17 protein-coding genes are annotated in these 20,453 nt (G+C 43.6%); 7 read left to right on the forward strand and 10 right to left on the reverse strand.

Annotated features, from left to right (window positions below):
• Positions 1 to 3 precede the first annotated feature (3 nt).
• The gene (locus HUJ19_RS11975) at positions 4 to 615 is read right to left on the reverse strand and encodes a hypothetical protein (protein WP_290624431.1); all 612 of its coding nucleotides are present in this window, start codon (positions 613 to 615) and stop codon (positions 4 to 6) included.
• Positions 596 to 1,381 carry an SURF1 family protein gene (locus HUJ19_RS11980; protein ID WP_290624432.1) on the reverse strand — a complete coding sequence of 262 codons (786 nt, stop codon included), beginning with the start codon at positions 1,379 to 1,381 and terminating at the stop codon, positions 596 to 598. The genes HUJ19_RS11975 and HUJ19_RS11980 overlap by 20 nt, the downstream gene beginning before the upstream one ends.
• A 118-nt stretch (positions 1,382 to 1,499) precedes the next feature.
• Between HUJ19_RS11980 and HUJ19_RS11985 the strand changes: the two genes are divergently transcribed.
• Positions 1,500 to 1,772 carry a twin transmembrane helix small protein gene (locus tag HUJ19_RS11985; RefSeq protein ID WP_290624433.1) on the forward strand — a complete coding sequence of 91 codons (273 nt, stop codon included), beginning with the start codon at positions 1,500 to 1,502 and terminating at the stop codon, positions 1,770 to 1,772.
• Positions 1,741 to 2,775 carry a DUF3667 domain-containing protein gene (locus HUJ19_RS11990; protein WP_290624434.1) on the forward strand — a complete coding sequence of 345 codons (1,035 nt, stop codon included), beginning with the start codon at positions 1,741 to 1,743 and terminating at the stop codon, positions 2,773 to 2,775. The genes HUJ19_RS11985 and HUJ19_RS11990 overlap by 32 nt, the downstream gene beginning before the upstream one ends.
• A gap of 11 nt (positions 2,776 to 2,786) precedes the next feature.
• On the opposite strand, the gene HUJ19_RS11995 is transcribed toward HUJ19_RS11990, so the two are convergent.
• The gene (locus HUJ19_RS11995; RefSeq protein ID WP_290624435.1) at positions 2,787 to 3,497 is read right to left on the reverse strand and encodes a 3-deoxy-D-manno-octulosonic acid kinase; all 711 of its coding nucleotides are present in this window, start codon (positions 3,495 to 3,497) and stop codon (positions 2,787 to 2,789) included.
• Between the two features lie 84 nt (positions 3,498 to 3,581).
• Here HUJ19_RS11995 and HUJ19_RS12000 point away from each other — a divergent pair, with 84 nt between their 5' ends.
• Positions 3,582 to 4,664 carry a glycosyltransferase family 9 protein gene (locus tag HUJ19_RS12000; protein WP_290624436.1) on the forward strand — a complete coding sequence of 361 codons (1,083 nt, stop codon included), beginning with the start codon at positions 3,582 to 3,584 and terminating at the stop codon, positions 4,662 to 4,664.
• Here the strand turns inward: HUJ19_RS12000 and HUJ19_RS12005 are convergent.
• The 3 genes from HUJ19_RS12005 to HUJ19_RS12015 all read right to left on the reverse strand — a co-directional run bounded on the left by HUJ19_RS12005 (position 4,626) and on the right by HUJ19_RS12015 (position 7,597).
• On the reverse strand, positions 4,626 to 4,754 hold the full coding sequence (locus tag HUJ19_RS12005) for a hypothetical protein (protein ID WP_290624437.1): 129 nt from the start codon (positions 4,752 to 4,754) through the stop codon (positions 4,626 to 4,628). The two genes, HUJ19_RS12000 and HUJ19_RS12005, sit on opposite strands and share 39 nt — an antisense overlap.
• A 198-nt stretch (positions 4,755 to 4,952) precedes the next feature.
• Entirely contained in the window at positions 4,953 to 5,615 is a 663-nt protein-coding gene (locus HUJ19_RS12010; RefSeq protein ID WP_290624438.1) for a winged helix-turn-helix domain-containing protein, read from the reverse strand.
• Positions 5,616 to 6,055: 440 nt separating this feature from the next.
• Positions 6,056 to 7,597, reverse strand: a complete 1,542-nt coding sequence (locus HUJ19_RS12015) for a hypothetical protein (protein ID WP_290624439.1) — start codon at positions 7,595 to 7,597, stop codon at positions 6,056 to 6,058.
• A gap of 344 nt (positions 7,598 to 7,941) precedes the next feature.
• Here HUJ19_RS12015 and HUJ19_RS12020 point away from each other — a divergent pair, with 344 nt between their 5' ends.
• The 4 genes from HUJ19_RS12020 to HUJ19_RS12035 all read left to right on the forward strand — a co-directional run bounded on the left by HUJ19_RS12020 (position 7,942) and on the right by HUJ19_RS12035 (position 12,285).
• Complete coding sequence (locus tag HUJ19_RS12020; RefSeq protein WP_290624440.1) at positions 7,942 to 8,721, forward strand: hypothetical protein; 780 nt, start codon at positions 7,942 to 7,944, stop codon at positions 8,719 to 8,721.
• Positions 8,722 to 8,734: 13 nt separating this feature from the next.
• A complete protein-coding gene (locus HUJ19_RS12025; protein ID WP_290624441.1) occupies positions 8,735 to 9,589 on the forward strand; it encodes a hypothetical protein in 855 nt (284 codons plus the stop codon).
• 5 nt (positions 9,590 to 9,594) lie between these two features.
• Positions 9,595 to 10,290, forward strand: coding sequence for a helix-hairpin-helix domain-containing protein (locus HUJ19_RS12030; RefSeq protein WP_290624442.1), 696 nt, complete (start codon positions 9,595 to 9,597; stop codon positions 10,288 to 10,290).
• A 96-nt stretch (positions 10,291 to 10,386) separates the two neighbouring features.
• Positions 10,387 to 12,285, forward strand: a complete 1,899-nt coding sequence (locus tag HUJ19_RS12035; protein WP_290624443.1) for an aminotransferase class I/II-fold pyridoxal phosphate-dependent enzyme — start codon at positions 10,387 to 10,389, stop codon at positions 12,283 to 12,285.
• A gap of 110 nt (positions 12,286 to 12,395) precedes the next feature.
• Here the strand turns inward: HUJ19_RS12035 and HUJ19_RS12040 are convergent, their stop codons facing one another.
• The 4 genes from HUJ19_RS12040 to HUJ19_RS12055 are packed head-to-tail and all read right to left on the reverse strand — an operon-like array spanning position 12,396 to position 19,666.
• Positions 12,396 to 15,620 (reverse strand): type I restriction endonuclease subunit R, encoded by a 3,225-nt coding sequence (locus HUJ19_RS12040; RefSeq protein WP_290624444.1) that lies wholly within the window; start codon positions 15,618 to 15,620, stop codon positions 12,396 to 12,398.
• A gap of 10 nt (positions 15,621 to 15,630) precedes the next feature.
• On the reverse strand, positions 15,631 to 16,911 hold the full coding sequence (locus tag HUJ19_RS12045; RefSeq protein WP_290624445.1) for a Shedu immune nuclease family protein: 1,281 nt from the start codon (positions 16,909 to 16,911) through the stop codon (positions 15,631 to 15,633).
• A 3-nt stretch (positions 16,912 to 16,914) separates the two neighbouring features.
• Positions 16,915 to 18,126 (reverse strand): restriction endonuclease subunit S, encoded by a 1,212-nt coding sequence (locus HUJ19_RS12050; protein ID WP_290624446.1) that lies wholly within the window; start codon positions 18,124 to 18,126, stop codon positions 16,915 to 16,917.
• On the reverse strand, positions 18,119 to 19,666 hold the full coding sequence (locus HUJ19_RS12055) for a class I SAM-dependent DNA methyltransferase (protein ID WP_290624447.1): 1,548 nt from the start codon (positions 19,664 to 19,666) through the stop codon (positions 18,119 to 18,121). Before HUJ19_RS12055 ends, HUJ19_RS12050 begins: the two co-directional genes overlap by 8 nt.
• Positions 19,667 to 20,453 lie beyond the last annotated feature (787 nt).

Raw genomic sequence — 20,453 nt, forward strand, 5'->3', positions numbered from 1 at the left:
TACTTACAAACCTGTGGCCTTAATGGCACGTCGCACATCATCACGCAGACCTTTGCTGCGCATTATCGCTTCCTGCTCATCAGCTACTGGCTCGTAGCGCATGAAAATATTGCCATGCACATCCATCAAATAAATCTTGCCTGTTTCAAGCTGCACGCCATCGCCTATCGTGGGCTGACCATTGCCACGAGCCAACCGCAGTTGCTCGCTATCCTGCACCTTGTCTTCATAAATAATATCGTCAGGGAAAACGATCAGACGGGTTAACTTTTCAGATTCTTTTCCAAGAGTGGCATGAGTCTGGGTCAACCAGTGAATATTCAGCTCACAGGCTTCATCACAGGTATTCTGATCTGGGAAATAAATCCACCACCACTGAGTTTCAAAATCTTTGAAATGTAGCGGCTGGTCATCCACACCAATCCACTGGAATTGGTCAAAATGAGGATAAGGCATATCCAGAAGGGTGCCGTTATTTTTGGTGGCCACCTGGAACCATCCCATGTGCATCGCCACATAAGCCAGAATCACTGGCGCGGCAAAAACCAGAACTAACGCCGAAACCACTTTGCGGTTTTGGCTGCGTACTTTCGGGTCAACCGTTTGCTGACTCATCTTGTCTCTCTCGCTTAAGATTTAAAACCATAAATAAAATGATCAGAACCAAAGCCATACCAAACCACTGTATGGCATAAGCAATATGCTTTTCCGGAGGACTAGCCACCAACTCCCACTGCCTGACGAAGGGTGAGTTCGGCTCTGCCTGCTGCCTGACCACAAAAGGAGCGGTATGATACCCTATTTCGCCTGCTTTTTCTGCAATAGTTTCCAGATCAAACTGGCCGATTAGCCAGGCATCGTCGAACTTCTGCCACTGGGCATTTTGCGCCACAATCTGATTGGCCCCCTTGGAAAAATAGAGCTGACCTTCAAGCTTCTGATCCTCGAAAGTAGGGATTGTAGGGACCTTCTGGTAAAAATCTTGTCGAGGCAGCCAGCCGCGACTGACTAATACATATCCCGGAACTGATTTGCCAACGCTTGGCTCAATTTGCCATAAGCCATAAATCTCGTAGCCCAGCCTTCCCTCGTGCTTTTGATTGTCCACCACCAAATGGAGATCAGGCACCGGCTGACCAGCCAGCGTAACCTTGGTCTGATCAGGGTTGTCCAGCTGTAAAGCCCGCTCAAGGCTGATACTTTGCTCGCTGGATTTAGCTTCCAGGCTAGCTATCAAGTCACGTTTTTCCTCGGCACGATCCAGTTGCCAGATCCCAAGCCGCAACAGCAGGGGCAACAGCAGTAAAAAGGCCAGCGTGGGAATCAGGGTCGGCGCAAATCGGCGCCCGCCTATCGATATTTGAAACAAAGGTTTTGACAAAACAAGCCCTTAGTATTCTGACGCTTCTGTTTTCAGGGCCAATCAGCGTATAATGCGTCACTGACACTTAGACAAATACCAGTCCCTTAGCGATTGGCTGGAAGCAAAGAATTAAATTATGTGGATTAAAATTGTACTTATTATATTGATGCTGGCCATATTATTCAGCCTTTTTAGGGGCCTGTTCTTTTTAGGCAAGGGTGATGAAGAGTCCAGTAAAAAGCTGGTCAAGGCGCTGAGCTGGCGTATCGGCCTTTCTATCTTATTGTTTATCATCGTAATTTTGCTACATTACTTTGATGTTATAGAGTTTAGAGAAAGCGTTCTACCGGTAGAAACCTCATCGCAAGGAAGTCATAGTGAGTCAGCCCAGCTCCCAAAAACCTGGTAAATATTGCAATCAATGTGGGCAGAAGACCTTTCGCCCACAAAGAACCATCAAGGAACTGCTGGTCGAGTTCGTCGAAGACTGGCTCAACTACGATTCAAAAGTCTTTAAGACCGCGCGCATGCTGGTCAAGCCCGGCGCCTTATCACGTGACTACTTCAACAATTCGCATCACAAAAACCATTACGTCACACCGATCAAGCTTTACCTAATCCTGTCGATCATTTTCCTGATTATGACCAAGGTGGGCGGTTTTAACATCACCAATGTTCAGTTTGGTGGAACCGATATGACAGAGCAGCAACAGGCGGAACTGCAGCAGAACTTGGCTGAAGTCAGAAACGAACTAGGTGACGACAAACTGATCAGTCCAAACGTGCTCAAGGCGCTTGAAAATGCTGAGAAGCAGGCTGCTCCGCAGGAAAAGCGCGACCCGGTAGAAATGGCGCTTAACTGTAAATCTGAAGCCAAAGACATGTTTCAGTTATGGCCGCAATGGCTCGACCAGGCATTGGAAGAACGCATCGACAAACTGTGCGACACCTACCACGACATTTCCTACTTACCGGAAGAAAAGCAGAAAGCCGCGCGCAGTGCTTTAGGATTGTCGATTGTTCAGAACATGATTGAAGTGATTCCGCAGACAGTCCTTTTTGCCCTGCCGATTTTTGCCTTGCTACTGGGCTTGTTTTATTTATTCAAAAAGCGACTCTACGTTGAGCATCTGGTCCTGCTGATCCACAGCCACAGCTTCATGTTTGCGGTAATTCTGCTGTATCTGGGCTGGGTACAACTAGTCGGTTGGTTGCCGCAACTGCAAGTGTTGCATCTCGGCTGGTTCGTCTTCTTTGGACTGTTTATTTATCTGTTCTTCGCCCAGAAGAATTTCTATCAGACCGGGTACTGGGCAACTATCTGGCGCTTCTCACTCTTTGGCCTGCTTTATATGGTCATTTTCAGCTTTATGCTGATCATTGCGTTATTGATTGGTTTAATGTCGGCCTGATTGCTTACAGCCTAACCGTTATATCCTTGCAGCAGATATTGCCAGTCGCTGTCCTGCCAGTTGAAGTCGGAGAATTTTGAACGCTCCTTTCGCAGGGATCGTTGCAGCCGCGCCAGGTTAGTTTCTAGCTTGGCGCCATTGTTAGCAATCAGTCGTCCTTTATCAAAATCAATCAACCAGAACTTACCCTGATCGTCCAACAGAATGTTGTGAATGTTTAAGTCGGAATGATAGACACCCTTATCGTGAAATTGCTTAATCAACGCTCCTACTGCCTGCCACTCGTCAGCGGAAAGTGAACGCTGTCGCAAAACATGGAAAAGGTCCTGTGTATTTTTAATCAGTCCGATGATGATTGAAGCGCGATAGGTAAAACCATTTTTATCCACCATCAGGGCCACGGGTTCGGGCACCGGCAAGCCCTTCTTACGCATCTTGCGCAACAGCGCAAGCTCACGATAAGCGCGCGTTCGTTTCAGGCCAATGAATAGATAAGAATCTTCAACCCACTTCGATAAAATGCCACCCCGGAAGTATTTTCGCAGCACGAACTGCTCGTCCTGCTGTTGAAAAAACCAGGTGGTATTTCGTCCGGTTGAATGTCCAATGATAGCTCCCTGCTCTGCTAATAGTTTTGCATCAAACCAGTCGCTGGTAACCTTGTCGCGATAGCGCTTGGTTGTCACCAGGAACCGATTTCTGTCAACTTGTTCAATTTTCACAGAAAAGTAAGCGGGACTGATGGTTGGTTTATCGCCTACTATACATTAAAATCGTCGCAAGTCCCTAATTTTCAAGGCCATACTGTGTTAAAAGAGCTCCCTCAATCGCCGCAGTCGATCTGCATATTGCGCCTTTCAGCTATCGGCGATGTCTGTCATGCAGTCTCCACGGTGCAGGCCATCCAAAGGCAGTACCCCGAGGCCTTAATTACCTGGATCATTGGCAAGATCGAAGCGCAACTGTTAAAAAACTTGCCCGATGTTGAGTTTATTGTCTTCGACAAAAGCAAGGGCATGAAAGCATATTCTGAATTGCGTCAAGCGATGAAAGGTCGCCAGTACGACATTCTGTTACACATGCAACTAGCCTTCCGCGCCAATCTTGCCGCCTATTTTATTCCCGCCAAAATCAAACTCGGCTTTGAAAAAAAGCGCAGCAAAGAACTTCATTCTCTGTTTGTGAATGAACATATTACTGATAGCAAAGGAATGCATGTTTTAGAAGGCTTTCGTGATTTTGCCCGTGCCATTGACGTGCCCGATAGTGAGCCCTTATGGAACATTCCGCTACCGCATGAAGTAGAATTGTGGGCCGACAATCAATTGCCACAAGAACCTTTCATGGTGATTTCCCCGGGGGCCAGCAAAGCGGAACGTAACTGGCTGGCTGCACGCTACGCCAAAGTGGCTGATTATTGTCATGGTAAAGGTTTCAAAGTGGTCATGACCGGAGGGCCAAGCGCGATGGAACGTTCGCTCGGTGATAGCATCTTGAGCCATAGCAAAAGCCCAATAATCGATCTAATCGGCCAAACCAACTTAAAACAATTATTGGCGGTGCTGAAAAAAGCACAGTTTGTTATAGCGCCTGACTCAGGGCCTGCACATATGGCGGTTACTCAGGGCACACCTGTTATTGGTCTGTATGCCCACAGCAATCCAAAGCGCACAGGCCCCTATCTCTATCTGAACTATGTTGCCGACGCCTATACCCGCAATGCAACTTCGCAGCTTAACTGCAAGGCAGAAGAACTTCCCTGGGGCTATCGACTGAAAGGGGACAACCTGATGCAACAGATTAGTGTTGAACAGGTTACCCAGTTAATTGATCAGCTAATCAGAGAAACTCTAGATAAAAATGTTGTAGACCAGAATGGTCACCAGTAAGGCAGCAACTGCGCCCTGACAAACATTTAAAAAGACATCTTCTGCGTCATACTCATGCTCATGTTTTGGCTTAACTATTTTAGGTTTCATGGATTCTCCTTGCTTGCGCTGTTTTCCAATGAGCTTTCAGTATTCAATAAAATTGCTCTAAAGTCCTGTTCAGCTTCTGAGCTTTTAAAGCTATTCAGAAGCAATGACTTAGATCAAGTCGCATATGCTTCATCAGACATTCTTAAGAGTTTCTTAAGACAAATGACGCAAAAGTAGTTCAGGTATTACAGCCAGCTGTCATAGATATACGATAAAAATGGTCTGCAACAAGAGGATGGATAATAAAATGAAAAGCACCAGCTTTAATTTTTTATGCTGAGAAACCGCCTCCTGATGATAGCCATCATTTTTTTTAGCGACGAATATTTGCAGGTTAACGGGCTTTAACTCAGAAGCAGTCGCCAGACGTTTTGCATCCTTGGTCATTTCACTTTTGTGCGCTGTGTTAAAAGCATAACCATTGGCACTGATTTCAGTCGTCAGCTGCCTGTCATCATGACGTCGGCCATAGGTAGGTTCGGATTGATGACCGCCATTGATATGGCCCTTAGCCTTAACCTTATCGTGCAGTACCCTGTAAACCGGATTAAGGCACAGCATATAACCCTGGCGTGTAATGGTTTTCAATTGTGGGCTACGATGCTCTTCAACCTGTCGAAATGTTTTACGCAGTTTTGAAATGCTACAGTAAATGGCATCGTCCGTGATGGAAACGCCATGCCACACTTCGCCAAGCAAGTCATCCTTTGAAACCAGCTCCTCCGCATGGTCGTACAGGCAGACTAATACTTGCATCACCCTGGGTTCCAGCTCAAAAGTTTGCTCATCGATCATAAGCCTGTTGAGGGCAGGATCGACCTGCCAGTCAACAAGATTAAAGCATCGCGAAGTGTGTGGCACAGCCAGTTCCTTGTCTTTCGACGGGCAAATAAAGTGTCAGATGTTCGTAACTCGGGACTTCGAATCCTTAGACCACTAAAGCAACTAGAAGTTACCGTAACATATTAAATTATACTGAAAATAATCATCCCTACCAGTAAAACCGCAATGACTGCCCAGCAGGCATCCAATACATAATCTTTAACATCAAACTCATGTGTTTTTTGGGTTTTAGTGTTCATATCCATACTCCTTTTCAGTGACTAAACAATTTTCTTGTTTCTACTTATCAGACACGAAAAAGAACGATACCGTTGTTAGTAAATGTAACCAGACATTTCCACGATCAAATAACTGTACCATTTTTGGGAAAGTGCAAAGAATGTATGCCAAATTATGTTTCCAGACACACATCTGAATAGATTTTCGGACATACTTTTTGTTGCAGGAAGGTTTTATGATCAAAAACTGGTGGTTGCAGTAATACTGAAATCCCAATCATTGAGATAATCAGAATTAACCGGCCTGGCAAAATTTATGTTGACCAGATTACGCCCACTGGAACGTGAAAAGAATAATCGTATACCCAGGCCTACTGACGCCAGCGTCCCCTCCTCCTGATTGGGATAGAGGGTGTCACCCTTTGCCCGACCAATGTCGGTAAAAGCTGCAAAGCCGACATCGACCAATTTAAACAAATTAATCCCCGGGTAATACCGCTTCTCCAGATTAATCAGATAGGCCTGATCGCCATGCTGATATTGCAATGGATAACCGCGTAAACCGGACTCGCCCCCAATCGAGATAGGCCTGTCAATAAAAGGATTCTCTGCTCCCCAGAATTGCAGCTTGCCGTACCATATTCGAGTGCTCGATGCGTTATGAAAATATTCATAGCCTAGTGAATAATAATAGGTTGGAGTCAGGCCATTTTCCGGCTCAACGCCTTCGCTTGTAAGCCAGGTGGTATAAAGATGCTCCTCATTAATTTGATTGGTATAGCGTGAATACCAGTTCCAGTGTACAGCCTTCTGGTATTTACTGTTGCCGATATTGACTCCCACTCTGAGATTATGGCGCCAGCCGAGCTGAACATCCTCTACCCGGCCAATCAAATACAGGTTGCGGGTTTTGATAAAATTATCTTCTATATAATCAACCCCAAACCAAGGGTAGCTAAAGTTTCGTTCCTCCGGTAGCCCAATCGTTAATGGCCCTTCCATAAAGCTATCTTTTCGCTGAGTATATCCAAACTGAAAACGGACTGTCCGATCGTTCACCAGCCCTTCAGATATCCCATAAGCCCCCTCAAAGTGGTCGATCTTATGTTCAAATACATTAACCTCTTCATCGTTACTGTAGATGGTGTCATCCCGACGCTCGGTATTGACGTAAAAATCAGCTCCCCATTCGTCGTCCAGTGTGTAGAAAGGCTTGCTTAATCCTAAGGAATATTGTTCTCCATCAGAAGTATCAGACAAAACCAGCGAAGCCTGAACATGGTGTTCTGTAGAAACCTGGGAAGCCAGCACCAGCGAGTAGCCGCTACGTTGCTGCTCTTTAAAATATAGCATGGTGGCCCTAAGCCCATGCCCCAACAAATTATCGTCTTCTATACCATAGGAATATTCGGTAATCCCTCCCTTACGACTGACATCCACCTTTGGTACCAGCGTCCAGTTTTCCCAAGTGTTTACATCAATAATGATTCCATCGCCGCTATCCGACTCTTTCCAGGTCACTCTGGCATCGCGCAGAAATGATTTCGCCCTCAAAATTCTTTCTGCTTCATCTATGCTTCGCAGAGTAATGCTATCGCCTTTCTTGAAAGGTAATAATCGACTGATGACATAGGGGTAGGTGTCAATGTGTAGTTTGTCGGCAGTTTCATACAACCAGCCTGTACGCTCTTTTTCACTAAAAATTGGATTGACGACAATATTAATTTCTTCAATTTTGACTTTGTCTTCAGCCCATACAGCAGCACCATACATCGTTAGCATTGCTACCAACAACAGCGCCTTTGTAAATAGTAAAACTGCCTTACAAGCCTTCAATACACATCCCTTAGCTATTTTATTATGACCAAATTCTCGCCTTTGATTTCCATCATAAAACGACTTTCGACAGAAGTCATGCGTTGAATTTATTTACAGTTTTCATAGAGTTAGCAATGCAAATCTGACTATCTATAACTGTTGACAAAGTATAAGTCATTAACTAGCATCACTCGCAAATGGAATTTTAAATGGTTACACCAATACAGAAAGGACACAAGTCTCATGATGAGCAAGTGGCTTTCTGTACATAGTTTTACTAACCAAAACCAAAGACAAGGAGAAATTTTATGTCTGGAAGCAATGAAGCCGTTGAATTGGCAACCCACCTACCCGAAATCGGTTTTCCCGAATTCACCACCAAACTGGTAAGCGATGTTTTTGACTCATTAATCGCATCCAACTTACGTCAAACCGAAGCCTATGTTGAACTGTTGAAAGAAACAGGAAAGTCGTTGCAGGCATTCATCAATGATACCAAGGATGATATTGATGGGAATATGCTATTACAGTTCTTATCTAAAGTTGTAGGCGCTGATAAGGATGGTAATCCAAAGGTAAGACCGGGAGCTACCTTAGCAAAAGCTGATGCAGACCTAATCGGTGAAGCAGTCAAAATTGATGACGATGCCTTTAAAGATAACGGTAAAAACCTTCCCACTGGTGCCTTGGACGAAGATAAGTTCAACACCATACTTGATGCTGTTGCCAATCGCCTTGCTGCTGATAAATATACCCTGCTCAAAGAAATGGTTAAGCAAGGTTTGCTTCGCTTAGTCATCGAACAAGGTGAAATTGAAACACGCCTGACCTTTAACACTTACGGTTCATCCTATCTACAAAATCGCTCTACCGATTACAACCGCAAGAACTTTAACTTCCGAGCTAAAGCCAAAACTGGTGGTCTATTATCAGGATGGGTTAAAGCCTCTGCTTCAACATCCTATAACAGCGTTAAAGTTTCAACCGCAACTAAGACCGACATTGACCGCTCAAGCAGCAGCGTACAAATCTATGGTCGTGTCCATCTGAACTTTAAAACTGATTACCTACCATTAGATCAAGACTAAGCGGGAGAGCATTATGTCAGAAGAAATTTTGACGCCCGCTGATATGGGCTTCGCCGAATTTGTGGCGAAGCTCATCTCTGAAGTATTCGACGCCGTCGTCACTTCACAAGCGGAGCAACAGGAAAAATTACTGGAAATTAAAGAGCTTGTTAGTCAGCCTGAAGGTTTGTTTATCGACAATTTATTACAGGACGATACCTTCCTCGAACAAATTGATCGCCTGCTAAGCTCTTATTTTCCAACTACCAGTGATAACAGCAGGCACGCTATTTTCGAAGGTGCTCCCTATAAAGTAAAAAAGGGTAGTAGCCCTGAGTCACCCGCTATTCTGGAACAGCTTGGACTGGATCTTACTGATACTGATTCTGCCAAAAAGGGAAGTTTTACCGAACTTGATGTTTTAGAAATTTATCGTGCTGCGGCAAGACCATTTGCTCAGCAAAAACGTCAGGCCATGATCAATGCTATCGAACATGGTTTTTCTAACATCATCGTCGACAGCGGTAAAATCAATGCCAAGTTCACATTCAATACTTCAGTAGAGCGCGAAGACTCAGAAGAAGAAGCAGCACCTGCAAACGGCGGGGCAGAAAAACCTAAGCCCAAGCCGAAAGCGAAAAAAGCGGTGCTCGATAAACGCATTAAGCTCAAAGATTCCATTCGCAAGTCGGTCATTGATACAAAAACAATCAGTGCACGTAGCCGTATACTGTCTAATCCAACCATAAAGGCGGGTATACTTAAACCCAAACTTACGGAAGATATAAAAGTTGCCATCAAGCCTGCCAACAATCGCGATCCTCAGGCCTCAACCACCACTGCTAATATCTACAGTGAAATTGAGCTAAACTTTAAGTCAATCAGGTAGTCGTTATGCCCAGTGTTGATTTAGAAGATATGGTTCATCTGGTACACGGCGAGCTCACAACGGCTTTAGCCAGCACCAGTACCTACTACGACGCGCCTATGGTGGAGATTTCATCCATCAAGGTGCGTATGGGTCAGTTCCCAAGTTCGCAGGAACAGACTAACCTGCAACTGGATACCGAGCGTTATCCGCTCGCTCAGGATGGCTGGCAACTGGAAGTTACTTATGATGCCAAGAAAAAGTCTAACCAGAAAGCTCTCGAACAGCTCACTCAGTCTGGAACACCGAGCATCATCGCTTACGACTACCTATCCAAGCTGCCCATCCGTTATCTTAACTCTTCCGATACCAAGCTCATTCAGGCTCTGGCAAAGTCAGGTATCGAGTCACTTGCCGATCTGGTAGAGCTGCCTGCGCAGCAACTCTTGCAAGTAAAGGGTGTTCCAGCTGCAACTTTACGTAGTACTCAGGCGGCAGCACGACTTGCACTGACTGATCCTAATCTTTTTATTCCTGATGATATTCTTGAACAATCTCTAGGCAAGTTTCTGGATGGCTTCCGTCTCCTAAGTGAGCAAGATTATAGCTACTATGACTGGAATACCCTTGAAGTGATTTATGAGTGGCTACAGCAGCTTGAACTTTGCCTTAGCCCACAGTTAATTCGTGTGCTTACTTTCGAAAAGCTTCTTGAAGAATGATCAACGCCTAATTTTCTGTATTGGCTTTCTGTCTTTGCTTTCTTACCCCGCTTTTATGTATGCTAATTGTAAGATATAAAATAGCTGGAATGCATAGTGCTGCCATTACTGAAAATTCTTCTGATTGAAGACGACAAACCCATTCTCTCTGAATTAACTCATAACCTGTCAAAAACCATTGATAACTTTGAGCGTACCGATGTAACCCTGGAGGTCATTGAGTGCGACACGCTTGCAAAAGGCCTCGACTATATTCGTGACGATGGTGACATCCAGGCAGTTATTGTTAGCTGGCAGATTCGTGAGAACGCCATTGCTAATCGCTATGCCCAGTTCATTGACGAGTTAAAATCTATCCGTCTGGAATTGCCGGTTTACGTATTAGGTGATGATAGCAAAGGGCTCGATATCGTTAATGAATCAGAATATATCGAATCCTTCTTTTTCAAGGATGATGTCCTATCCGATCCCGAGTCCATCCTCGGTTATATCATCAATGATTTTGACGATCGCTGTGAAACGCCTTTCTGGACAGCCTATAAACGCTATGTAGCCGAATCTAATGATTCCTGGCACACACCAGGGCACAGTGGCGGAGCCAGTTTTAGAAACTCACCCTACATCCGCGACTTTTATCAGTTTTATGGCCGCAATGTTTTTGTCGGTGACCTTTCCGTTTCGGTAGACTCCTTGGGCTCACTGTCCGATAGCACCAATTATATCGGTCGCGCCCAACAGGCTGCGGCAACAACCTTTGAAGTTAAACGCACCTATTTCGTCACCAATGGTTCATCCACCTCGAACAAAATCATTCTGCAGACGCTGCTGCGCAAAGGTGACAAGGTCATTATCGATCGCAACTGCCATAAGTCTGTGCATTACGGAATTTTACAATCTGGCAGTATGCCGATTTATCTGTCCAGTATCCTCAATCCGAAATACGGCATTTTTGCACCGCCTTCGCTGGCTGACATGAAGCTGGCGATTAAGCAAAACCCCGATGCCAAACTATTGGTGTTGACCGGCTGCACGTATGATGGTCTGTTAAGTGATTTAAAGCAGGTCGTAGATTTAGCCCATGCCCATAACGTCAAAGTCTTTATTGATGAGGCCTGGTTTGCTTATTCATTGTTCCACCCACAGTTTCGCTATTACTCAGCGATTAACGCAGGGGCAGACTATGTCACCCACTCTGCGCACAAAGTAGTGTCGGCTTTCTCACAGGCTTCCTATATTCATATCAACGATCCGGACTTTGATGAAGATTTTTTCCGCGAAATTTTCAGCATCTACGCCAGCACCTCACCTAAATATCAGCTAATTGCCTCGCTTGATGTGTGCCATAAACAGCTAGAGATGGAAGGTTATAAGATCTTAAATTCGCTACTCAATCATGTCGCAGAATTCAAACAACAGATGGCCACTTTAAATAAAATCAAAGTGCTCGATGGCAAAGACTTCAAACATATTTTTCCACATTTTGAATCGGATAATATGGGGCATGATCCTTTAAAGATCCTGATCGACATCAGCGAACTGCCTTACTCACACAAAGACATTCATAAATACCTATTGGATGAAGTTGGGCTGGAGATCGAAAAATACACCCACAGCACCATTCTTGTGTTATTAACACTAGGCGGCACACGCTCGAAAATTATCCGCCTCTACAATGCACTGAAAAAACTAGACAGCGGCCGCGTCAAACTCACCACCTCAAGCCGTCGCTCCAAAATACCGGACAACCTGCCACCTATCGAACTGGCCTGTCTGCCTAACGAAGCCTTCTTTGGCGCTCGTGAATGCATCCCAATTTCAGAAACTGAAAATCGCATCTGCGCTGGATTAGTCACGCCCTATCCACCAGGCATACCCTTGCTAGTCCCCGGCCAGATCATCAGACGCCAACAACTGGATTACCTGGCAGCACTGACCAATCAGAACCTAACCATTCAGGGCAGTTTTGATGGCGAGATTTATGTTCTGAAAGAGTAACGACTATATAAGCAATATTTGCGAGTATGAGTAACGCTTTGCTCTAAGGTGTGGCAGAATCTTGGCGGGACTTTCCCATGTCCTGAGTCTTACCAAGCGCATTCTATGAGCTAAAGCGTTATCTCCTTCGCAATCATCTCGGCTTGTTTCAATACCGTTTCTGTTGCCAGTTTTTGCATGTCTGGTGGATAGCCGTATTGTCTCAATGTCCGCTTGATGATTACTTTCAGTTTTGCTCGTACACTTTCCTTGATTGTCCAATCGATGGATGCGTTTTGCTTTACTCGCTCGGTCAATATCACCGCCAGTTCTCTCAGTTTGTCTTGCTGCATGAGTTGTTTGGCTGAGTCGTTATTAGCCACTGCGGTGTAGAAAGCATATTCAAAGTCAGACAGTCCAAGTTTTTTGGCCTCACTGTCCATGTTTACGATTTCCTTACTCAACTTGATGAGTTCGTCCATCACTTCGGCAGCAGTCAAAATCTTGTTGTGGTACTTCTTGATGGAGTTCTCTAACATTTCTTTGAGCGACTTGCTCTTGACCAAATTCTTTTTAGAACGTGCTTTTATCTCATCATTCAGTAATTTCTTCAAAACTTCCAGCGCCACATTTTTGTGTTCCATTCCCTTTAATTCCATCAGGAAGTCCTCAGATAGAATGGAAATATCTGGTTTCTTAATACCTGCGGCATCAAAAACGTCAATCACTTGCTCCGAAACCAAGGCCTGGTCAATTACTTGACGAATAGTGGTTTCAATTTCTTCATCGGTTCTGCCTAAACCTGTTCCGTCAAACTTGGCCAAACGTGCTTTAACCGCTTGGAAAAATGACACTTCATCTTTCACGTCCATTGCTTGCTCGTGCGGAACGGCAATCGCAAAGGCTTTGGATAGGGCGGTTACTTCATTGATGTATCGTTTCTTACCGTCTTCCAGTCCGAGAATGTGTTCTTCTGCTGCTAGAATCATGGAAAGCTTTTGTCCTGTTTCGGCTTGGAAATAGTCTTCATACGGGAATCCGCTGTACATCTGTGAAACTACTTCCAGTTTTTCGAGCATCAACTCAACGGCTTGGGCTTGGGCAATGGTTGGGTCGCCTTTTCCTCCTGCATCAGAATAAAACGACAATGCTTTCTTCAAATCAGAAGCAATGCCCAAATAATCAACGACCAAACCACCTGGCTTGTCCTTGTACACTCGGTTGACCCGTGCAATGGCTTGCATCAGGTTATGGCCTTTCATCGGTTTGTCAATGTAAAGGGTGTGCATGCTTGGTGCATCAAAACCAGTAAGCCACATATCCCGAACAATCACCAGTTTCAATTCATCGTCTGGGTCTTTCATGCGGTCGGCAAGGGTTCTTCGCTGTTGTTTGGTAGTATGATGTTTGGCAATTTTCGGTCCATCTGAAGATGATGAAGTCATTACCACTTTAATCACGCCTTTGTCCAAATCATCTGAATGCCACTCAGGCTTTAACTTGATAATTTCCTCATACAAGTCAGCTGCAATCCTTCTGGACATGGCGACAATCATGCCTTTGCCTTCAAATACTTCTTGGCGTTGACCAAAATGCTGAATGATATCGTTGGCTACATTCTTAATGCGGTTTTCACTGCCGATTAAGGCTTCCAATTGTGTCCATTTGGCTTTGGCTTTTTGTGTTTCGGTAAGTTCTTCTCCGTCCAACTCATCATCCAATTCCTCTACCAGCTTTTTACCTTCTTCGCTTAGATTGACTTTTGCCAAACGGCTTTCATAGTAAATGCGAACGGTTGCTCCGTCTTCTACGGCTTGGGCAATGTCATACACATCGATATAGTTTCCAAAAACTGCAGGTGTGTTGACATCCGTGCTTTCAATAGGTGTTCCAGTAAAACCGATATAGGTAGCATTAGGTAAAGCATCACGCATGTACTTGGCAAAGCCGTACATGGTTTTCTTACCTACCACATTGCCATACTCGTCCTTTTCATCTACTGTTTTAGCTTTGAAACCATATTGCGTTCGATGGGCTTCATCAGCAATCACAACAATGTTTTCTCGCTCCGAAAGGGTTTCGTACACATTGCCTTCTTCGGGTGAGAACTTCTGAATGGTGGTAAAAATCACACCACCGGAAGCCACTTTCAGTTTTTCCTTTAAGTCGTTTCGGTTTTCTATTTGTTTAGGCTCTTGTCTTAATAACTGAGCAGAAGAAGCAAAGGTGTCAAAGAGCTGATCGTCCAAATCGTTTCTGTCGGTGATGACCACAACGGTGGGATTATCCAACGCCAACACGATTTTACCCGTGAAGAACACCATGGAAAGGGATTTCCCGCTTCCTTGGGTATGCCAAACCACACCACCTTTCCGGTCACCTTTGGGTTGCTTCTTAACCCCAGGTAACCCATAACTTTCAGGCGATTCCATCACCATGTTGGTGGGTGTTTCTTTTTCTGCCGTATAACCTGTGGCACGCATGGCAGACTCTACTGCTCGATTTACAGCATAGTATTGATGATAAGCCGCTAATTTTTTGATGGTTGAAATGGTGGTTACGCCTGTTTTGGCATCTTCCTTTTTCGATTTTTCAAAAACAATGAAATGCCTGATCAAATCCAGCAAGGTTTCTTTGTTGAGCATGCCATTGATAAGCGTTTCCATTTGGCTCACCAAGTGTGATGCTTCTTCTTTGCCGTCTGCCGATTTCCAAGCCATAAACCGACTCATACCCGATGAAAGCGTTCCTGCTCTGGCTTCTAATCCATCTGAAATAACCGTGAATGCATTGTAGGTAAACAGACTTGGAATAACTGCTTTGTAAGTTTCTATTTGGCGGAATGCCGATTTGATGGTGGCGTTTTCGTCTGCTGCATTTTTCAGTTCCATCACTACCAAAGGAATACCGTTTACAAAGAGAATGACATCAGGGCGTTTGTTGACGCCTTCTTCTACCACCGTAAATTGATTGGCGACAATAAAATCATTGTTTTCAGGTGTGTTGAAGTCGATTAACCATACCAAATCACCTCTTTGCTGTCCGTCTTTTTGATAGCTGACTTTGATGCCTTCGGTCAATAAGCGATGAAAGCTTTCATTGTTGGTCAATAACTCGGGCGAATGGATACGCTGAATCTCTTTGATGGCTTCTTCTTGTGCAGTAGGTGGCACGGTTGGGTTAATTCTTCTCACAGCTTCTGCCAAGCGATGCGTGAGCAGGATTTCTTCGTATGAACTCCGTTCGGGATATTCGCCATCATGGGCAATACTTGGAGCATAGATGTATTCATAGCCCAAATGCTCCAACAATTTGATGGCAAAATCTTCTATGCTATGTTCGGTTATTCTTGTCATCTAGTTTATGCTAATTCACTTTGCCCATCATGAGCTCTTTAAGGTTATTGAATCTTGCCAGCAGTTCATCGAAGGTTAATATTTCCACATCTTTGCTATTGCTTCGGAATAATTCAAATGAACCCAATTCTTTATCGCTCAAATCTGAAATAGAACCCATCAATACAACACACTTTGAATTGAAGGTTTCAAATCCTTTGTCCTCACTATTCATCTTGTGAATGGCAAATTGTTTTTGAAAATTATCGCGTTGATTTAGAACCTGTGAAATACCACCAGATAAATCGGAACTCATAGAAAACACATCGTTTCCTCTGTATGCAGCCCCCTTCTTAACTAAGTCAGTTTTATGTGTTTTGATTTCGATAAAAGCAACATTGTTGGTAAGGTTGTTTTTAACCAGAAAGTCTGTAACCTTCCCGTTTTTATTTGAAATTCCCTTACCTCCCACATAAGCCTCATCTTCATGCAAAATGATTGGAAAGGAAAAAATGTAAGAGAAAATCCAACTATGCTTTTTTAGGAAGCCTTGCCATTTTTTCTCGAGATTCTCAGTTTCTGTTTTTTGTTGCATGAGTTTTTCATAGTCTGCAATTACGTCATCAATGTATTGCTCATCTATCGTCTCTTTAGTTTTCAGCAAACTTTCAGGCGAAATGAAACCATCAGCAAGCATGAGTTTTTCAAAGAGTTCCTTTATGGCTTCTTTGTCAGTGTTTGAAAATTCATCTAGTGATTGCTTCCAAGTTGAAAGAGCAGTAGATATTGAATTCTTTACATATTCCCTTTCAGCGGAATCAACTGCATCTGGAAACAGATTATGAAGCTCTTCTGATGCGAGAACTTCTCTATCTTGTTTCTGAATATCTAAATTGTGTTGGAAAACTTCGTGTAGTTTTATTAGGTCACTCTCTGATAAGGTCAGTGTCTTTCTATCTGCACTAAATGCGCTTTCACCCGTTTTGATGATTCTAATTGTGTCCGTTGGGAAACTTGCTTCAATGAATTCAATAAGTGGTTTAAGAACTTTTGTAAACCCCAAGCCTCTTGATGATGACTTACTTACACCTACTGGCAATTGATTGCCAAATCCCTCATAAATGAACTGCTTAACTTTTGAATATTTTGGCCCTCCATTAAACCCAATAGGGTAGTGAACAACTTTGTCTGACCTTTTAAAAACTTCACGACAAATCTGGTCAATACCTTTTTCAGAGTCTACAAAATGATAGACCTCTTTTGTAGCCAAGTTTCTTTTTAATTGTTCTTCTCTTATTGGTTCGTCTGCCATAGTTTAAATCTTTTCTAAAGTGGACTCGGAAACCCGCACCTCACCACTCATCAACTTCGGCAGCAGCGTATCCCGCAGGGCGGTTAGGGTGCGGATTTGGGTTTGGTTTTCAAAAATCTTATCAAACATTGGACTGACAAATTCATTGAACCTATCTAGTGTTGCTTCATCAGGCTGTAAGACAGGAATTTTGCTAAAATTTCCTGTATTTAAATTCAATGTTGCCGTACCTCCACTTGCCATAGCGTGTAAAAGGTCATATGAATTTTTCATTTCACAATACAAGTAGTATCGGTATTCATCATCAGTTATGATTGAATTGATTTGCTGGTTTGTTTGAGAAGGAAAAGCGTTCATAGTTACCAAACCGACTGTCGCAATACAGCTTACATTGATTGATTTTGCTGGTAATGCTTTTTTCTCCTGAGATAGAAACCCCTCTTCACTCAATGAATCCTGAGTATCAAAAACAAATGTCTTCCCATGCATATCTGGAATTTTGATGAAAGGATATTCACCATCAAAATACTCAGGCTTCTTTTTACTTGGTGTTTTACCACAGATAATTTGACCAAATTCACTCAAAGGCCTTTCTTCCCATTCAGGATTGGGATTCTCCACAAACCACTGCCGAAAGAGCGTCTCCGCCATTTGCTCCAGGGTTTGGTTTTGGCGGTGCAGCAGGTCTATTTTGTCGTCTAAGCTGGATAGAACGGATGCGATTGCGTGTTGTTCAGATGGTGGTGGTAGCTTAAAATCATAGTCCTCTATTCTTGAAGGTGACGTATGCATTATGGAAGTTCCACTAGCTGAACTCACACAATACCATTGATACTCTGCAGTCCGCATCAACCAATAGAGATAATCCCTTGATACATCATTATCGATGAACTCGACTAAACCGATTCGTTGATTATGAAGTAATACTTTACCTTTTATTGATGGAATTTTTGCTGAATATCCAAGCGTGTCAGACTCTTTACTTAAATCTGTCATAGTCACTACTATGTCACCTTCTGAAAGGACATAATCCTCTGGATAGTCTGAATTGAAATATTTGAACTTCGAAGATTTGAAACCGCCACCAATTTTGAAGTTTCCAGGGGTCACAAGTATTGCATCGGTTTCTTCATCAGTGATGCTTTTCCCTTTAAAAGCATAGCCATGCTTGACTTTAATAAAATCCCCAAGTTTTTTTGATTTCCACTCACTCATTAATTTTCACTTTTTGAAGGTTAGCGGCAATGCGTTCGTTGAGTTCGACTTCCTTTTTGAGTTGGGCTTCAAACTCGGCTTTCAGGCTCGTAAAGTGTTCTGCAAAGTCAAAGTCATCTTCTTCCTCCGCCAGGCCTACATAGCGGCCTGGGGTGAGTACATAGTCCAGTTCGGCTACCCGTTCTTTGGTGGCAGAAGCACAGAAACCTTTTATGTCTTCATAGTTGCCATCGGTATTTCGCCAGTTGTGGTAGGTGCTTGCAATGGTTTGTATGTCTTCCTCAGAAAGCACTTTGGTTCTGCGGTTTATCAAATGCCCCAAGTTGCGGGCATCAATAAAGAGAATTTCGCCAGTGCGGTTTCGGAACTTGCCATTACTGCGGTTGCGGCTCATAAACCAAAGCGAAGCAGGAATTTGGGTATTCAAAAACAACTTGGCAGGCAGGTTTACAATGCAGTCAATCAAATCGGCTTCCACCAATTCTTTTCTGATGTCGCCTTCACCGCCACTTTTAGAAGTCAAAGCCCCTTTAGCCAATACAAAACCTGCTTGTCCGCTTGGTGCCAAGTGGTACATGAAATGTTGTATCCATGCATAGTTTGCATTTCCTGTGGGTGGTGTGCCGTATTTCCAGCGTCCATCTTTACGAAGCAAATCACCGCTCCAATCGCTCACGTTAAACGGTGGGTTGGCAATGATATAATCGGCTTTAAGGTCTTTGTGGGCATCATTCAAAAACGAGCCTTCGTTGTTCCATTTCACTTGCGAGCTATCAATGCCACGGATAGCCAAATTCATTTTTGCCAGTCTCCAAGTGGTTTGGTTGCTTTCCTGTCCGTAAATGGAAATATCATTGATCTTTCCTTGGTGTTCGGTTACGAACTCCTCAGACTGCACGAACATTCCACCCGATCCACAGCAAGGATCAAATACTCGGCCTTTATAAGGTTCGAGCATTTCTACCAAGAGCTCAACAACACTTCTTGGCGTGTAGAACTGCCCACCCTTTTTACCTTCTGCCAAGGCAAATTCACCCAGAAAGTATTCAAACACATGCCCAAGCACATCCGCACTTCGAGCTTTGGCATCACCCAAGGCAATATTACCAATCATGTCAATCAGTTCACCCAAACTGGTCGGGTCAAGGTTTTGTCGTGCATAAACTTTTGGTAAAACACCTTTTAGTGAAGCGTTTTCCTTCTCGATAAAGTCCATAGCTTCATCCACAGACTTACCAATAGTGGGTTGTTTGGCCTGTGAGAGCAAATAAGTCCAACGGGCTTTTTCGGGAACGAAAAACACATTCTCAGCTTTGTATTCGTCTTTATCCTCTGGGTCAGCCCCGGCATATTCGCCTTCTCCAGATTTTAGTTTGTGGTACAGTTCTTCAAACGCATCAGATATGTATTTCAGAAAAATTAGTCCTAGCACTACGTGCTTGTATTCCGCAGCGTCAATGTTTTTTCTCAGCTTGTCAGCCGACTTCCAGAGCTGTTTTTCTAACGGTTCTTCTGTTTTATTTTCGCTTTTCTTTGCCATTCTTATTCCACTGTTGCTAAGTTGCTACTGGTATTGGATTATTTGAGCCTAACATTATATCACCGGACACCACCTATAACTTTTTGATTTAAGGTGGTTTATTTTAATGTCTAGTTACCTGCAACCGATAGTAGCAAAATCAGTATGTTGCGGAAAGCGTTGATTATTATATGTTCGCTGTGTTGTCTTTTAAGCGAAATTCAGGGGTTGTTTTTTAATTACCACTTTCCGAATAGTCTGCCAACAAAGGAACTGGCATCTTTTCCGGTTAATGTCGATATCATGGCTATCAGGGCGCTGATGGCGATTATTGTATGCGTTATTGCGCTGGAAAAGTTGATGTCGGCTATAAGCCAGTCAATGCCTAGCGCAAAGCCGTAAATAATCAGGTAGAAAGGAAGATAGATCAGAGTGAATAACAATATGAATACTATGAGACCCAGTATTCGAGTTTTGAGTGTTCTTTTTTCGTTGGGTCTCATGAATAGTGTGTTTTAAAGCATAAAGTGAGCAGAAAAGAATAGCATATAATGAGCTTTTTTTGCGTGAGACACAGTTTACACCTCAGTAAAGATCTTTAAATTCAATAGCTTACTGAATATTTGAACTTTATTATCCCTTGCGCTCCATAAGTAACCACCCGACTAACTTTGGAATTGAGAATAATTAGTATGATTATTTGGGGTATACGGATTTAATGGTTGATGGGGCACCTTCACCCCATCAATCTGATACCACCCTCAGATGGTTGATAGATCGACTCCGTAGTTGAGTTCCTCTGCGAAGT

Source organism: Kangiella sp., assembly GCF_014762745.1.
Lineage (GTDB): Bacteria > Pseudomonadota > Gammaproteobacteria > Enterobacterales > Kangiellaceae > Kangiella.

Coding starts and splice junctions, on each gene's coding strand:
- HUJ19_RS11975 (WP_290624431.1), bottom strand. CDS start 615: ATGAGTCAGCAAACGGTTGACCCGAAAGTACGCAGCCAAAACCGCAAA.
- HUJ19_RS11985 (WP_290624433.1), top strand. CDS start 1,500: ATGTGGATTAAAATTGTACTTATTATATTGATGCTGGCCATATTATTC.
- HUJ19_RS12005 (WP_290624437.1), bottom strand. CDS start 4,754: ATGAAACCTAAAATAGTTAAGCCAAAACATGAGCATGAGTATGACGCA.
- HUJ19_RS12015 (WP_290624439.1), bottom strand. CDS start 7,597: ATGCTAACGATGTATGGTGCTGCTGTATGGGCTGAAGACAAAGTCAAA.
- HUJ19_RS12020 (WP_290624440.1), top strand. CDS start 7,942: ATGTCTGGAAGCAATGAAGCCGTTGAATTGGCAACCCACCTACCCGAA.
- HUJ19_RS12025 (WP_290624441.1), top strand. CDS start 8,735: ATGTCAGAAGAAATTTTGACGCCCGCTGATATGGGCTTCGCCGAATTT.
- HUJ19_RS12030 (WP_290624442.1), top strand. CDS start 9,595: ATGCCCAGTGTTGATTTAGAAGATATGGTTCATCTGGTACACGGCGAG.
- HUJ19_RS12040 (WP_290624444.1), bottom strand. CDS start 15,620: ATGACAAGAATAACCGAACATAGCATAGAAGATTTTGCCATCAAATTG.
- HUJ19_RS12045 (WP_290624445.1), bottom strand. CDS start 16,911: ATGGCAGACGAACCAATAAGAGAAGAACAATTAAAAAGAAACTTGGCT.
- HUJ19_RS12050 (WP_290624446.1), bottom strand. CDS start 18,126: ATGAGTGAGTGGAAATCAAAAAAACTTGGGGATTTTATTAAAGTCAAG.
- HUJ19_RS12055 (WP_290624447.1), bottom strand. CDS start 19,666: ATGGCAAAGAAAAGCGAAAATAAAACAGAAGAACCGTTAGAAAAACAG.